Source organism: Streptosporangium sp. NPDC002607 (assembly GCF_053592655.1).
On sequence record NZ_JBSFWD010000019.1, the window covers coordinates 85,389 to 100,367 of the forward strand.

Consider the following 14,979-nt stretch of genomic DNA (forward strand, 5'->3'; position numbering starts at 1 on the left):
GGCGGGGAACCTGCTGTTCGTCTCCGGGCAGGTGGCCCTGGACGGGGAGGGGAAGGTGGTCGGCGAGGGGGACATGACGCGCCAGTCCGAGTACGTGATGGACCAGCTGTCACGCGTCCTCGCCGATCAGGGCTGCACGTTCGACGACGTGACCCACATCCGGACCTTTCTCATCGACATGTCGCTGTTGCCGGAGTACGGGGCCGTGCGCGGGCGCCACATCACTGGCGGCCCCCGGCCAGCACGACGGTGGAGGTGTCGCGGCTGTTCTCGCCGGAGCTGCTCATCGAGGTGGACGTGATCGCCGCCGTCCCGGCGGGACGGTATTAGGCCAGGGGGCCGGTGACCGTCTCGGCGGCGGCGACGACCGCGTTGCCCGCGACGAGCCCGACCACCGCCTCGATCTCCGGTGCGAGGAAGCGGTCGGGTCCCGGGCCGGGGACGGCCTGGCGCAGGGCGGCCACCACGGCTCCGGTCGCCGGGGCGGGACGCAGCGGGGCGCGCAGGTCCAGGGCCCGCGCGGCGGTGAGGATCTCCACCGCGAGCACCCGGGTGAGGCCGTCCACCGAGCGGCGCAGCTTGCGCGCGGCCGACCAGCCCATGGAGACGTGGTCCTCCTGCATGGCGGAGCTCGGGATCGAGTCGACGCTCGCGGGCACGGCCAGGCGCTTGAGCTCGGAGACCACCGCCGCCTGGGTGTACTGGGCGATCATGTGACCGGAGTCGACGCCGGGATCGTCGGCGAGGAAGGCCGGTAGGCCGTGGCTGCGTGCCACGTCCAGCATGCGGTCGGTGCGGCGTTCGGAGATGCTCGCCATGTCCGCGACCGCGATGGCGAGGAAATCGAGCACGTAGCCGACGGGGGCGCCGTGGAAGTTGCCGTTGGACTCCACCCGGCCGTCGGCCAGGACCACCGGGTTGTCGATCGCCGAGGCGAGCTCCCGTCCGGCGACCGAGGCGGCGTGCGCCAGGGTGTCACGGGCGGCGCCGGCGACCTGCGGGGCGCACCGCAGGGAGTAGGCGTCCTGGACGCGGGTACAGGTGCCGTCCCGGTGGGAGTCCATGATCTGCGAGTCCGCGAGCAGCGCCCTGAGGTTGGCGGCGCTGGCCGCCTGCCCGGGGTGCGGGCGCAGGGCCTGCAGGTCGGCGGCGAAGACGCGGTCGGTGCCCAGCAGCGCCTCCACGCTCATGGCCGCGCCGATGTCGGCGGTCCTGAACAGGCGGGCGAGGTCGTCCATGGCCAGGATGAGCATGCCGAGCATGCCGTCGGTGCCGTTGATGAGCGCGAGCCCCTCCTTGGCCACCAGTTCGACGGGCTCGATGCCCGCCTGCTTGAGCGCCTCCGCGGCGTCGGCCCGCTCTCCGGCGGCGTCCCGGACGACGCCCTCACCCATGATCGTGAGGGCCACGTGGGAGAGCGGCGCGAGGTCGCCGGAGCAGCCGAGGCTGCCGTACTCGTGCACGACGGGGGTGATCCGCGCGTTGAGCAGGCTCTCCAGCACCTTGGCCGTCTTCGGGCGTACGCCGGTGTGGCCGGTGGCCAGGGTGTGCAGGCGCAGCAGCATCATCGCGCGGGTCACCTCGACCTCGACCTCGGGGCCGGACCCGGCGGCGTGCGAGCGGACGAGGGATCGCTGCAGCTGTGCGCGGAGCGCCGGGTCGATGTGCCGGGTGGCCAGGGCGCCGAACCCGGTCGAGACGCCGTAGGCGGGGGTGGGGCTCTCGGCCAGCTCGTCCACACGCGTGCGGGCCGCGGCCATGGCCGCCACGGCGTCGTCGGTGAGGCGCACGGGGGCACCGTGCCTGGCGACCTCGACGACCTGCTCGAAGCTCAGCGGCTCCGGTCCGACGTTCACGACCTCGTTGTCGCGCATGCTGTCACTCTCTCGCGTAGGTTGAACTTGGTAACTGGTGAACCCGTTGCTGGCTCCTTACATCTCACGATACCGGTACCGCTCGGTTTGGGGAGTGGCCGGGTATTCGCTAGAGTTCTCGCAGTGAGTCCGGGCAGGCCCCGGAGGCACGCGGAAGTGGCTCAGTGGTAGAGCATCACCTTGCCAAGGTGAGGGTCGCGGGTTCGAATCCCGTCTTCCGCTCGGAAGGGACTCCGGTCCCCCACTCGGTGGAGTGGCCGAGAGGCGAGGCAACGGCCTGCAAAGCCGTGTACACGGGTTCAAATCCCGTCTCCACCTCTGGTTCGCAGCGAGGACGATTAGCTCAGCGGGAGAGCGCTTCCCTGACACGGAAGAGGTCACAGGTTCAATCCCTGTATCGTCCACCACCGCTCATGGCAGCCATGAGCAGATCACCGCAGACGGCCGTCAAGGTCCCGATTCAGGGGCCTTGGCGGCCTTCCGGCTTCCCTGGGTGATGATGGAGGCGATCCAGCCCATGTTTCCCAGGCGTTGATGGAGGTACCGCCCAGATTGGTTTGATACCCGGTCACCTCGTTGTATCGGGCAGCCGCTTGATCCTGAGAGAGGCCGCACACATAGCGGTGTGCTTGAAGGCTGGATATGTCAGGATTCCGATTCATCAGCTCGACGGCGGCTCCCTTGTTGAAGGCTCAGGGGTTCGCTCCCGCGCCGTTCACACGATCAGCCTGAAACCGTCCGAGAACGGCAGGCCGTGGCCACCGGGGGAACGCGGGCGGATTGAAATGGTCATGTGACCGGTAAGTGGTCGAATCGGCCGGTGCGCCGGAACATGGCTCGGAGTAGCGTTTCGATCACGGTGCGTCAGAGCGCCGGGGGCGGTGCGCGCCGCGATCCGTGACCGGCCGGGAGCGCCGCGGCCTCGGCACCGTGACCACCCCGACGTGACCACCCCGAGGTGAGGAGACATCGCGATGGCCGACGACGACCTCGTCCTCGTCACCGGTGCCGGCGGAGGTGTCGGGGGCGTCGGGCGCACCGTGGTGGAGCTGCTGCGCGCACGCGGCCTGCCCGTACGGGCGATGGCGCATCGCGACGACGAGCGCGCGGACGCGCTGCGCGCCCTCGGCGCGCAGGTGGTGATCGGTGACCTCACCAGCCCCACGGACGTGGCGGACGCCCTCGACGGCAGTTCCCGGATGTTCTTCGGTATGAGCGTGTCGCCGTCGTACCTGGAGGCCGCCGCCACCGTCGCGACGGTGGCCCGCGCGGTGGGCGCCCTTGAGGTCCTGGTCGGCATCTCGCAGCTGACCGTGTCGCAGATGAACGCGTTGAGCACCGCGGAGTCCCACCAGCAGCGGCTGCACTGGCTGTCGGAGCAGGTGCTCGACTGGTCGGGGCTCCCGGTCGTGCACGTCCGGCCCACCGTCTTCCTGGAGAACCCGATGTTCACGACGCTGGCCGAGCGTTCCATCGCCGACAGCGGGACCATCCGGCTTCCCTTCGGGACCGGCCGCACGTCGCCCGTCGCGGCCGGCGACGTCGCGGCCGTGGTCGCCACGATCCTGCGGGACCCCCGGCCTCACGTCGGGCACGTCTACGAGCTGACGGGCCCCAGGTCGCAGGGGATGGACGGGGTCGCCGAGGAATACTCCCTGGCCCTGGGAAGGGAGATCCGCTACGTGGACGTCCCGCTCGACACCTGGGTCGAGCGGGACCTCGCACTCGCGGGACTCCCGGCGCACACCGAGGAGCACATCGTCACCATGGCACGCCTGCACCGCCAGAACCGCTACGACCGGATGACCGGGGACGTCGAATCGATCACGGGAAGGCCCGCGACGACGGTGCGGGAGTTCGTCGCGGAAAGGGCCGCTCTCTTCACCCGTCGCCCCCGGTGAGCGGTCACTCGGCGCCGCCGTCCGCCGTCGAGGTGTCCACCCGCACCGGCCGGAGCAGGAGCACGGTCAGCAGCGCCGTCAGCGCCATGCAGGCGGCCCCGAGGAGGGCGGCCAGGTGCATGCCGTCGGTGAAGGCCGAGCGGGCGACGTCGAGCAGGGCCGCTCCCGCCTCTCCCGGTATCCGCGCGGCCACCTCGACGGCGCCGCCCAGGGTCTCGCGCGCCGCCTCGGCGTACTCGGGGGGCAGCGCGGGACCCGTCGCGGTGAGCCTCTCGCCGTAGACGGCCAGGCCGATGCTGCCCAGGATCGCGACGCCGAGCGCACCGCCCAGCTCGGTGGCGGCCTCCATGATCGCGGACGCCGAGCCCGCGCGCTCCGGCGGGGCGACAGCGACGATCATGTCGGAGGCCGTCGCCTGCACCGCTCCGATCCCCGTCCCCAGCAGGAGCAGGCCGCCGATGAGGGGCCACCGCTCGGAGTCCACCTCGATCCCGCTCATCACCAGGAAGCCTCCGGCGACGAGCGTCATGCCGCCGCCCATGATGTGTCCCGGGCGTATCCGCTGCGCGATCACGGCGGCCAGCATCGAGCCGGCGAGGGCGGTTCCGGCCGCGGGCAGGGTCAGCAGCCCCGCGACGAACGGCCGTAGCCCGAGCACCATCTGCAGGTACTGCGCGACGAAGTAGAACAGCCCCACCAGGGCGAAGACCGCGAGCGTGCTCGCGATCAGGGACACGGTGAAGCCCCGGCCGGCGAACAGCCCCAGGTCGAGCATCGGGGTGGGCAGCGTCCGCTGCCTGCGCAGAAAGGCGACGCAGAACACCGACCCGGCGACGACGCCGAGCAGCGCCTGGAGGCCGAGTCCGTCGACGGCGAACTGCTTGATCCCGTAGACCGTCGGCAGTACGGCCGCCATTGAGAGCGCGGCACTGGGCAGGTCGAACCTCCAGGGGCGCGGATCACGGTACTCGGGGAGCACGATCGGCCCCAGCACCAGCAGCAGGACCATGACCGGCACGTTGATCAGGAACACCGACCCCCACCAGAAGTGCTCCAGCAGCCGACCTCCCACGATCGGCCCCAGCACGCTGCCCCCGGCGAAGCCGGCGGCCCATACCGCGACGGCCATCCGGCGCTGCCGCGGATCGCGGAACATGTCCCGGATCAGCGCGAGGGTGGGCGGCATCAGGCTCGCCGCCGCAGCGCCCTGCAGGGCGCGGGCCGCGATGAGCGACTCGGCGTTGGGGGCGTAGGCGGCGATGACCGACGTGACGCCGAACGCGGCGGCTCCGATCAGCAGCAGCTTCCGGCGGCCGATCCTGTCCCCCAGGGCACCCATCGTGATCAGCAGACCGGCCAGCAGGAAGGCGTAGATGTCGACGATCCACAGCAGCTGGGAGCCGGTCGGCATGAGGTCCGCGCTCAGGAAGGGCAGCGCGAAGTAGAGCACCGTCACGGTCACCGAGACGAGCAGGACGGGCAGGACGAGCACCGCGAGTCCGAGCCATTCCCTCCGCCCTGCCGTGGCCACCGTTCGCACCATTGCCGAAACCTCCTCGGATACCCTGTACGCCAAATATGCGTATACATCGTACGCAAAATTTTTGGACGCATGCAAGGATTGATATCCAGGCCAAGGCGGCATGCATTAAAGTGCAGAAATATCCTCAAAAACAAGGCGGTCCAGCCAGGTGGCGGCGTATCTCACTCGCCATAACGTCACACCGCCGCCTTTCATTACGTCACAAAAAACACGTGTTAGAATTTCGTCACACCAGTGAGCGTGCCGGAATTGGACGAGGACGCATGTTGACGTGTGCGCAATGTGGAAAGCCGTTGGACGCCGCACCCCGGGGGCGACGCCCGCGGTACTGCTCCCGTGCCTGTCAGGCACGGGCCTACCGGATCCGCACCGCCGGGCGAGCCGCGCGCCCCGCCGAGCCCGCGCCGCGGACCGTTCTCCCCACGCCCCCGCCGAGCAGCGGCGATCCAGCGGGACGGCACGAGCCCCCAGCCGGCTTGAGCACCGAGCGGATCGTGCGCACCGCGGTCCGGATCGCCGACGCCGAGGGGCTGGACGCGCTGTCGATGCGCCGCGTCGCGACCGAGTTGGGCACCGGCGCGATGTCGCTGTACCGCTACGTGCCGGGCAAGGACGCGCTCGTCGAGTTGATGGTCGAGGCCGTCTTCGGCGAGGACCCGCATCCGGGCTCCGTTCCCGGTGGCTGGCGCACAGGGCTGGAGGCCGCGGCGAGGCGGGAGTGGCGCATGTACTCCAGGCACCCCTGGGTGCTGCGGGTCATCGCCACCCCCCGGCCGCCGATCGGGCCGAACGTGCTGGCCGACGTCGAGTGGGCGATGCGCGCCATGGACGGCCTCGGCCTCGACCCGACGACAACGCACTGGGTGGCCATGACGGTGAGCGCCCAGGTGCAGGGCGCGGCCCTGCTGCTGGTGAACGAAGTGGAGGCCGAGCGTCGCACCGGGGTCACGGCCGGGCAGTGGCGTGTGTCGAGGGCGCCGGCGCTCCTGGAGATCCTGGAGTCCGGGCGGTTCCCGATACTGTCCAGACTCCACGCGGAGCGGGGGGACGTGATCGACATCGACGAGTGGTTCGAGTTCGGCCTGCGGCGTCTCCTCGACGGTCTCGCCGTCCTGGTGGAAGGCCGGGAGAGAGCGGAACCGGATTCGGCCCGCGGCCTGGCACGGTAAGGACCGCCGTGTGGCGGTGCCCCGGGCGGTGAGACCCCACGGTCGACGGACTTGTTCACCCGGTCTTGGCCGTGCATTGGCGGCCGGGAGACACCGAAGACGCGTAGCATCGGCGTTCTGTGGCATTCATTCGTTTCCTGCTCGGACTCACGGACACGGAGGATCATGAACGGCCCCCTCATCCCCGCCGCCCGCGTGGCGGCCGACCAGACCGGGCCGGGCGAGATCCCCGCGTCGCGGCGCTCCTCCCTGCCGGAGACGGTGGAGACGTCGTGACGGGCCTGCTGCGCAATCCCGTGAAGAACTACGACTGGGGCTCGCGCACGGCCATCGCCACGCTGGCCGGGCGCCCCTCCCCCGCGGAGCGACCCGAGGCGGAGATGTGGTTCGGCACCCACCCGTCCGGCTCCTCGTCGGTGTTGCGGCGGGGGACGTGGCGCTCCCTCGCCGAGACGGTGGCCGCCGACCCGGTGGCCGAGCTCGGGGAGAGGACCGTTGAGCGGTTCGGCTCGCGGTTGCCGTACCTGCTGAAGCTGATCGCCGTGGACCTGCCGCTGTCGCTGCAGGTTCATCCGTCGCGGCAACAGGCGGAGGAGGGCTACGCCAGGGGCGTCTACGTCGACCCGTTCCCCAAGCCCGAGCTGATCTGCGCGCTGACCCCGTTCACCGCGCTGGCCGGGTTCCGTCCGCCCGCGGAGGCCGCGGCGCTCATCGGCGGGCTGGGCATCCCGGAACTGGAGCCCGTCGTGGCGCCGCTGGCCACCGGGGACGCCTCCGCCGCGCTCCGCGCGCTGGTGGAGTGGCCGAAGGAGGGCAGGGCGGACCTTGTGGCCGCGATCGCGCGGGCCGCGTCGGCCGCGGGCGGCCCCGACGGCGAACTGGTGGTACGCCTGACCGGCATCCACCCGGAAGACCCGGCCTGCCTCGCCCCGCTCTTCCTGCGCCGCCACGAGCTGCGGCCCGGTGAGGCGCTGTTCCTGGGCGCGGGAGTCCTGCACTGCTACCTGAGCGGTTTCGGTGTGGAGATCATGGGCAGCTCCGACAACGTGCTCCGCGCGGGGCTGACCAGCAAGCCGATGGACGTCGACGAGCTGCTGCGCGTCACCGACCCCTCGATCTCACCCCTGCCGGTCGCGCCGGTCGGCAACCTCTACCGCACGCCCGCCCCGGAGTTCCGCCTCGGCACGGCCGTTCCGGGCTCCGGGCTCACCCTGGAGGGCGGAGTAGCGCGCATCCTGGTGTGCACCGAGGGCGAGGTCGAGGCCGGCGGGCAGGTGCTACGACCGGGCGAGTCCGCCTTCGTCCCCGCCGCCGGACCGGTCCGCCTGCGCGGTTCCGGGACGATCTTCTGGGCCGAACCGGGCCTCGACTGACCCGCCCACCACCTCGGCCGCCGTAGGCCGGGGCCGGGGAAGCACGGCGCACGCCATCGTCCCCGCCCCGGCGCTCCGGCCGCGTGACGACGGGCAATCCCGTCCGGAGTCCTTGACCCGTCACGGCTCGGCTAGTTAGCGTATCGCTAATAGTTCTGAAACTGTGGGGTGGTCGATGTCGCTCGAAGCTCATTTCGCCAGTGTCTGGGAGGCCATGGCCGACGCCGTCGGAGACCAGGTCGCCGTCAGGCAGGCGGACCGCGCGATCACCTGGAGCGACTACGAGGACCGGGCGGCACGGCTGGCATCGGCCTTGTCGGAGGCCGGGCTCGGTCCCGGGTCGAAGGTGGGCCTGTATCTCACCAACCGTCCGGAGTACCTGGAGGCGCAGTTCGCCGCCTTCAAGATCCGGGCGGTGCCGGTCAACGTCAACTACCGCTATCTCGACGACGAGCTGCGATACCTGCTGGACAACGCCGACGCCGAGGCGGTGGTCTTCGACGCCGCCCTGGCCGGGCCGGTCCGCCGGGTCCGGGACCGGCTGCCGGGCGTCCGGTTCTGGATCCGGGTCGGCGACGAGCAGGACGCCGCCCCGGGCGAGGGGGTGGTCGCCTACGAGGACGCCGTCTCGGCGCACCGGCCGGCCCCACGCGTCGCCCGTGGCGAGGACGACGTCTACATGCTCTACACCGGCGGCACGACCGGCATGCCCAAGGGCGTCATGTACGCCATGGGAGAGTTCGTCCGGCGCTGGCTCGCCAGCGCGGCCGAGTTCCTCGGGCAACCTCCTCCGGACGACCCGGCCTGGGGTGTCGCCACCGCGCGGGCGATGGCGGACGGGGCGCTCCTGCCCCGGTTCATCCCGGCGTGCCCGCTGATGCACGGCACGGCCATGTGGCTCGGCGTCATGCTCCCGCACATGGTCGGCGGCCAGGTCGTGCTGCTGCCCGGCGGCGGCTTCGCCCCGGACGAGTTGTGGGCCACCGTGGAGCGGGAGGCGGCGAGCGGGATCGTCATCGTCGGGGACGCCTTCGCCCGGCCCATGCTGCGCGCGCTGGAGGCGGCCGAGGCCGCGGGCCGCCCGTACGACATCGCGTCCATGCGGGTCATCCTCTCCTCCGGGGCGATGCTCAGCGCCGGCACCCGGCAGTCCCTGATCGAGCGGCTCCCGGCGGGCGCCGCGATCGGCGACATGATGGGCTCCACCGAGGGACCGGGCGGCTCGGCCCTGACGACCCGCGGGCAGGCGGCGAGCACCGCCAGGTTCACCCCGACCTCCCGCACGAAGGTCTTCACCCCCGACTGGCGGGAGGTGAGGCCCGGCTCGGGCGAGCAGGGCCTGCTGGCGGTGAGCGGCCCGGGCAACGTGCCCATCGGTTACCACAAGGACGCGGCCGGCACCGCGCGGCTGCTCAAGGTGGTCGACGGCGTCCGCTACTCCGTCCCCGGCGACTGGGCGACGGTCGAGGCGGACGGCACCATCACCCTGCTCGGCCGCGGTTCCGGCTGCATCAACACCGCCGGCGAGAAGGTCTATCCCGAGGAGGTGGAGGAGGCCGCCAAACTCCATCCCGCCGTGGAGGACTGCCTGGTGCTCGGGCTCCCCGACGAGAGGCTCGGCCAGCGGGTGGTCGCGGTCGCCTCCCCCCGCCCCGGCGCCGCGCTGTCGGGCGCCGACGTCACCGACTGGATCAGGAAACGACTCGCGGGCTACAAGGCCCCCAAGGAGGTACGCATCGTGGAGACACTGCCGAGAGCGGCGAACGGGAAGGCCGACCTGCCTGCGGCCCGCAGGCTGTTCGCCGAGCAGCCGGGCGGGAGCGTGCGGACCGCATGAAGGCGCTCATCTACCACGGCCCCGAGGACGTGCGGTACGAGACCGTCGCCGACCCCGCGCCGCGCGACCGGAACGGAGCCGTCGTCCGCGTCACGCACGCCGGCATCTGCGGCAGCGACCTGCACGTCTACCACGGCCACAACGTCAAGGAGCCGAACTTCTGCATCGGCCACGAGGCGATCGGCGAGGTGGTGGAGACCGGCGGGGAGGTAGGGCGCTGGCGCACCGGCGACAAGGTGCTGATCGCCGCCGGCGTGCGGTGCGGGCGGTGCGACTGGTGCTCCACCGGATACCCGGCCTGCCAGGTCCAGAAGGCCTGGGTGTACGGGCTCGGGCCGGAGTTGCCCGGCAGCCAGGCGGAGGCGGTCGCCGTCCCCTTCGCCGACACCAACCTGGTGCGCATCCCCGAAGGGGTGAGCGACGAGAACGCCCTGCTGCTCGCCGACTGCGCCAACACCGCGTGGTACGGCGCCAAGAAGGCACGGATCGCACCCGGCGCCACCGTCGCGGTCATCGGTCTGGGACCGATCGGCCAGGTGGCCGTGCTGGCGGCGAAGCTGCAGGGCGCCTCCCGGGTGCTCGCGGTCGACCCGGTCGCCGAGCGACGCGCGCAGGCCGAAGCGCTGGGCGCGGAGGCGTTCACCCCCGAGGCCGCCGCCGAGGAGATCCTCACCCGCGCTCCCCGGGGCGTCCCCTCGGTGGTGGACGCGGCGGGGACCGACCAGACGATCGACCTCGCGCTGCGCGTCGTCGGCCTGCGGGGCGCGGTGTCGGTGATCGGGCTGTCCCAGTCGCACCGTTACGCCTACCCGATGCAGCGTGCGCAGATGCTCTCGATCGACTTCCACATCGGCCTGGCCACCGGCGAGGACACCATGGGGCTGTTCGACCTCATGGCGGCCGGGCGCTTCGACCCCTCCGTGGTCATCTCGCACCGGCTGCCGCTCTCGGCGGGGCCCGCGGCGTACGAGATGTTCGCCGGCCGCCGGGACGGGGTCACCAAGATCGTCTTCAATCCGGCGGGGAGCGTGGCCTGAGATGGCGATCCCGACCCGCCTCCGCGTCGAGCACCTGGACGAGGCGTTCGGCGTCACCTTCCGCGCGCCGCGCCTGTCGTGGTGGCTGCCCGCCGGCGCGCACACGCAACACGCCTACCGGGTGCGGACCGACGGCTGGGACTCCGGCCGGATCGAGTCCGCGCGCAGCGTGCTCGTGCCGTACGGCGGGCCACCCCCCGCCTCCCGCGAGCGCACGTCATGGCAGGTGAAGGTCTGGACCGATCTCGGCGAGAGCGGATGGTCGGCGCCCGCCGAGTGGGAGACCGGCCTGCTGGAGGCAGCCGACTGGTCGGCCCGGTGGATCGCCCCGGTCGAGGACGAGATCGCCGAGCCCGGGGCGCGCCCCGCTCATCTGCTGCGCCACACCTTCACCCTCGACGGCCCGATCGTCCGGGCCCGTGCCTACGCGACCGCGCACGGGATCTACGAGCTGTTCGTCAACGGCCTCCGGGCCGGTGACGCCGAGCTCACTCCGGGCAGCACCTCCTACCACGCGAACCTGCACGTGCAGACCTACGACGTCACGCGCCTGCTGCGCCCGGGGGTCAACGTGGTCGGGGCCGTGCTGTCGGACGGCTGGTACCGGGGCCAGAACGGCTACTTCCGGCGGGCGGACTGCTTCGGCCGGAACCTGGCCCTCCTCGCCCAGGTCGAGGCCGAACTCGGCGACGGCACGCGGGTCACGGCGGCGACCGGTCCGGGATGGCTCGGCCGCCCCGGCTCCGTCGTCGCCGCCGACCTCATCGAGGGCCAGCGGAGCGACCTTCGCGCGTGGGACGGGCAGTGGGACGGGCCGCCGGACGGCTGGCGGGAGGCACCCGTGGTCGAGCACGACCTCGACCGGCTGCACGCCTCGCCCGCGCCGCCGGTCCGCAGGGTGCAGGAGCTGCGCCCCGTCTCCGTGCGGACCCTGGAGTTCGGCAGGCAGGTGGTGGACCTCGGCCAGAACATCAACGGGTGGGTGCGGATCGGCGGCCTGGGTCCGCGCGGGACCCGGCTGACGTTGACCCACGGGGAGATGCTCGACAAGACCGGTGACGTCACGCTGGACCACCTGCGGCCCGTGCTGTTGGGCACCGACATCCCGCGCTCGGCGGGCCAGGTGGACGAGGTGATCGCCGCCGGGACGCCGGGCGAGGTCTTCGAGCCGCGCCACACCACGCACGGCTTCCGGTACGTCCGCGTCGAGGGGCACCCGGGCGGCCTGGGACCCGACGACGTGACCGGCGTGATCGTCCACACCGACCTGCGGCGGACCGGCTGGTTCGAGTGCGACGACGAGCGGATCAACCGGTTGCACGAGGCGGCCGTGTGGAGCTTCCGCGGCAACGCCTGCGACGTCCCGACCGACTGCCCGCAGCGTGAGCGCGCCGGGTGGACCGGCGACTGGCAGATCTTCCTCCCCACCGCCGCCTTCCTGTACGACGTGGCGGGCTTCACCGAGAAGTGGCTGCGCGACCTGGCGGCCGACCAGTGGCCGGACGGCCGGGTACCCAACATCGTGCCCGCCCCGCACACCGCGGCCGGCCCGCCCGACCCCGTCACCGACTTCCTCACCGGTGCCGCGGGCTGGGGCGACGCCGCGGTGATCGTGCCGTGGGACATGTGGCGCGCCTACGGGGACGAGCGCGTCCTGGCCGAGCAGTACGGGTCGATGACCGCCTGGGTGGACTACGCCGCCCGGCGGGCGCGTGCGGACCGGTACGCCACCCGCGTCGCCCGCTCGGCGGAGCCCGCGCCGCACGAGGAGTTCCTGTGGGACACCGGCTTCCACTGGGGTGAGTGGTGCGAGCCGGACGGCCCGCACGAGAAGCTCTTCTCCCTGGAGCTCGACATGGGCGACGTCGCCACCGCGTACCTGCACCGGTCCTCGTCGCTCCTGGCCGAGGCCGCCGCGCTGCTCGGCCGCGACGACGACGCCCGCCGGTACGGCGAGCTGGCCCGTGCCTCGCTGGACGCCTGGCGGCGGGAGTTCGTCGGCGAGGACGGCGCGCTCACCCCCGACACCCAGGCCAACCACGTCCGGGCCCTGGCCTTCGGGCTGGTCCCCGACGAGCTGCGCGAGCGGACCGCGGGGCGGCTGGTGGAGCTGATCGGGGAGGCCGGCACCCACCTGGGCACCGGCTTCCTGGCCACGCCGTACCTGCTGCCGGTCCTGGCCGACACCGGCCACCTCGACGTCGCCTACGAGCTGCTGTTCCAGACCTCCCAGCCGTCCTGGCTGGCCATGATCGAGGCAGGCGCGACCACGATCTGGGAGAGCTGGGAGGGCGCGGACGACGAGCCCGGCAAGCCGCAGTCGCTCAACCACTACAGCAAGGGCGCGGTGGTGTCGTTCCTGCACCGGTACGTCGCCGGGATCCGCCCGGACGAGACGGCGGGCGCGGCGGGGGTGGCCTGGCGCCGCTTCCGGGTCGAGCCCCGCCCCGGAGGCGGCATCACGTCCGCCTCGGCCGCGCACGACTCGCCGTACGGGCGGATCGCGTCCTGCTGGCGGTCGGCGGACGGGGAGTTCACCCTGGAGGTCACGGTGCCGCCCGGCACCGAGGCCACCGTCGTGCTGCCCGACGGGAGCACCGCGCAGGCGGGCCCCGGCGTCTCCGTACACCGGTGCCCGGCATGAGGAGATACGCGGACCGGAACCTCCCCGAGGTGGAGCGCGCGACCAGGCTCGGCACCGTGCGCGGCGTGGAGCGCGCGGGCGCGCACAGCTTCTGGGGACTGCGCTACGCCCAGCCCACCAGGCGGTACGAGCCGCCGGAGCCGGCCACCGCCTGGCACGGCGTCTACGACGCCACCCGCCACAGGCCGATGGCACCCCAGGCTCCCTTCCTGAACGTCCTCGGCGACCCGCCCGAGGGCGGCATGTCCGAGGACTGCCTCCACCTCAACGTGCACCTCCCCGCCACGGCCCCGGCGGCGCCTCGCCCGGTGCTGTTCTTCATCCACGGCGGGGCACTCACCGGCGGCGCGGCCAACCAGTACGACGGGAGCGCGCTGGCCGTCGGGGCGGACGCCGTCGTGGTCTGCGCCAACTACCGGCTGGGCGTCTTCGGCGGCCTCGACCTGGACCGGTTCGGCCCGCCGTACGAGGGATCGGGCGAGCTGTGGCTGCGGGACCAGATCATGGCACTGCACTGGGTGCGGGACAACATCGCCGACTACGGCGGCGATCCCGGCTGCGTGACCGTGATGGGCGAGTCGGCCGGCGCGACGTCGGCGCTGGCGCTGTGCGCCTCTCCGGCCGCCGCGGGCCTGTTCCACCGCGCGATGTCCAACAGCGGCGGCAGCCCCGCGACCGAGCCGCCGGCCGTCGACCGCGTCGCCGAGATAGCCCGGATCAAGAAGATCGGCCCCGAGGACGTCCTCGACTTCCTGCTCTCGGCGCCGACCGGCGAGCTGCTCCAGATGTCGATGGACAACATGCGCCTCGCCCCCTCGGCGGTGTGCGGCACCGCGCTGCTCCCCGGGCCCGTCCCGGCGCTGATCCGCGACCGGGGCGCCGGCGCCGTACCGCTCGTCGCGGGGTTCGCCGCGCACGAGGGCGACAGCCTGGACTTCCTGATCGGGGAGGCCGGGCTCCGCGGTCCGATGGGGTTCCTCGCCCGCCACCTCATCGCCCGCGCGGTGGCCGCCACCAACGCCGGAGGCAGGTCCGGCCTGCGGGGCTACCTGCGGCGGCTGCGCGGGACGCACCGCGCCTGGGTCGGCGCACGGTTCAACGACCTCGTCTGGACGGACCTGTACCGGCGGGGCGCGGTGGAGAACGCGCTGGCCACGACCGGGGCGGGCAGCCGGGGATACGTGTACGTGCTGGACGTGCCCTGCAGGATCGGGGAGCGGAGGATGCGCTCCACACACGGCGTGGACCTCAGCCTCACCTTCAACCCGTGGGCCGACCCCGACGCCGAGGGCGGCGGCCTCGCCGACCACCCGGACGCGCCCGCCCTGGCGAACCGGTGGGTCGCGATGCTCGCACGGTTCGCGCGCACGGGCGACCCGAGCGGCCCGCTGGGCGACTGGCCGGTGTACGACGCCCGGACCCGGCCCACCCTCGTGATCGCCCCCGGTGAGTCCCGGATCGAGTACGACCTCGACCCGGAGTACCGGACCTCGGTCTGGCCCGTCCCCGGGGCGGCACCGGTCTGAGAGAGCCGCGCACCAGGCGGCGCCACCGAACGCGATACCACCGAACACGGCATCCCAGACAGGAGGAGGGGCGGC

At 72.5% G+C, this 14,979-nt stretch carries 10 protein-coding genes and 3 tRNA genes; 11 read left to right on the forward strand and 2 right to left on the reverse strand.

Annotated features, from left to right (window positions below):
* The first annotated feature begins 31 nt into the window (after positions 1-31).
* Positions 32-301: a RidA family protein gene (locus tag ACWD3H_RS22240; protein ID WP_451956374.1), complete on the forward strand. Its 270-nt coding sequence runs from the start codon at positions 32-34 to the stop codon at positions 299-301.
* Positions 302-326: 25 nt separating this feature from the next.
* On the opposite strand, the gene hutH is transcribed toward ACWD3H_RS22240, so the two are convergent.
* A complete protein-coding gene (gene hutH, locus ACWD3H_RS22245) occupies positions 327-1,874 on the reverse strand; it encodes a histidine ammonia-lyase (protein WP_350927217.1) in 1,548 nt (515 codons plus the stop codon).
* A 150-nt stretch (positions 1,875-2,024) separates the two neighbouring features.
* Here hutH and ACWD3H_RS22250 point away from each other — a divergent pair.
* The 4 genes from ACWD3H_RS22250 to ACWD3H_RS22265 all read left to right on the forward strand — a co-directional run bounded on the left by ACWD3H_RS22250 (position 2,025) and on the right by ACWD3H_RS22265 (position 3,775).
* Positions 2,025-2,096, forward strand: a tRNA-Gly gene (locus ACWD3H_RS22250).
* Positions 2,097-2,121: 25 nt separating this feature from the next.
* Positions 2,122-2,192, forward strand: a tRNA-Cys gene (locus tag ACWD3H_RS22255).
* 14 nt (positions 2,193-2,206) lie between these two features.
* Positions 2,207-2,281: transfer RNA gene (locus tag ACWD3H_RS22260), tRNA-Val, on the forward strand.
* A gap of 567 nt (positions 2,282-2,848) precedes the next feature.
* On the forward strand, positions 2,849-3,775 hold the full coding sequence (locus ACWD3H_RS22265; RefSeq protein WP_451956311.1) for an NAD(P)H-binding protein: 927 nt from the start codon (positions 2,849-2,851) through the stop codon (positions 3,773-3,775).
* A gap of 4 nt (positions 3,776-3,779) precedes the next feature.
* On the opposite strand, the gene ACWD3H_RS22270 is transcribed toward ACWD3H_RS22265, so the two are convergent.
* Positions 3,780-5,318 (reverse strand): MFS transporter, encoded by a 1,539-nt coding sequence (locus ACWD3H_RS22270; protein WP_451956312.1) that lies wholly within the window; start codon positions 5,316-5,318, stop codon positions 3,780-3,782.
* Positions 5,319-5,794: 476 nt separating this feature from the next.
* Here ACWD3H_RS22270 and ACWD3H_RS22275 point away from each other — a divergent pair, with 476 nt between their 5' ends.
* The 6 genes from ACWD3H_RS22275 (at position 5,795) to ACWD3H_RS22300 (ending at position 14,904) form a co-directional block, all read left to right on the forward strand.
* A complete protein-coding gene (locus ACWD3H_RS22275; protein ID WP_355562194.1) occupies positions 5,795-6,487 on the forward strand; it encodes a TetR/AcrR family transcriptional regulator in 693 nt (230 codons plus the stop codon).
* A 272-nt stretch (positions 6,488-6,759) separates the two neighbouring features.
* Positions 6,760-7,860, forward strand: coding sequence for a mannose-6-phosphate isomerase, class I (gene manA / locus ACWD3H_RS22280; protein WP_451956313.1), 1,101 nt, complete (start codon positions 6,760-6,762; stop codon positions 7,858-7,860).
* Between the two features lie 175 nt (positions 7,861-8,035).
* Positions 8,036-9,697 carry an AMP-binding protein gene (locus ACWD3H_RS22285; protein ID WP_451956314.1) on the forward strand — a complete coding sequence of 554 codons (1,662 nt, stop codon included), beginning with the start codon at positions 8,036-8,038 and terminating at the stop codon, positions 9,695-9,697.
* Positions 9,694-10,734: an alcohol dehydrogenase catalytic domain-containing protein gene (locus ACWD3H_RS22290; RefSeq protein WP_451956315.1), complete on the forward strand. Its 1,041-nt coding sequence runs from the start codon at positions 9,694-9,696 to the stop codon at positions 10,732-10,734. The genes ACWD3H_RS22285 and ACWD3H_RS22290 overlap by 4 nt, the downstream gene beginning before the upstream one ends.
* Position 10,735: 1 nt before the next feature.
* The gene (locus ACWD3H_RS22295; protein WP_451956316.1) at positions 10,736-13,378 is read left to right on the forward strand and encodes a family 78 glycoside hydrolase catalytic domain; all 2,643 of its coding nucleotides are present in this window, start codon (positions 10,736-10,738) and stop codon (positions 13,376-13,378) included.
* On the forward strand, positions 13,375-14,904 hold the full coding sequence (locus tag ACWD3H_RS22300) for a carboxylesterase family protein (RefSeq protein WP_451956317.1): 1,530 nt from the start codon (positions 13,375-13,377) through the stop codon (positions 14,902-14,904). The genes ACWD3H_RS22295 and ACWD3H_RS22300 overlap by 4 nt, the downstream gene beginning before the upstream one ends.
* Positions 14,905-14,979 lie beyond the last annotated feature (75 nt).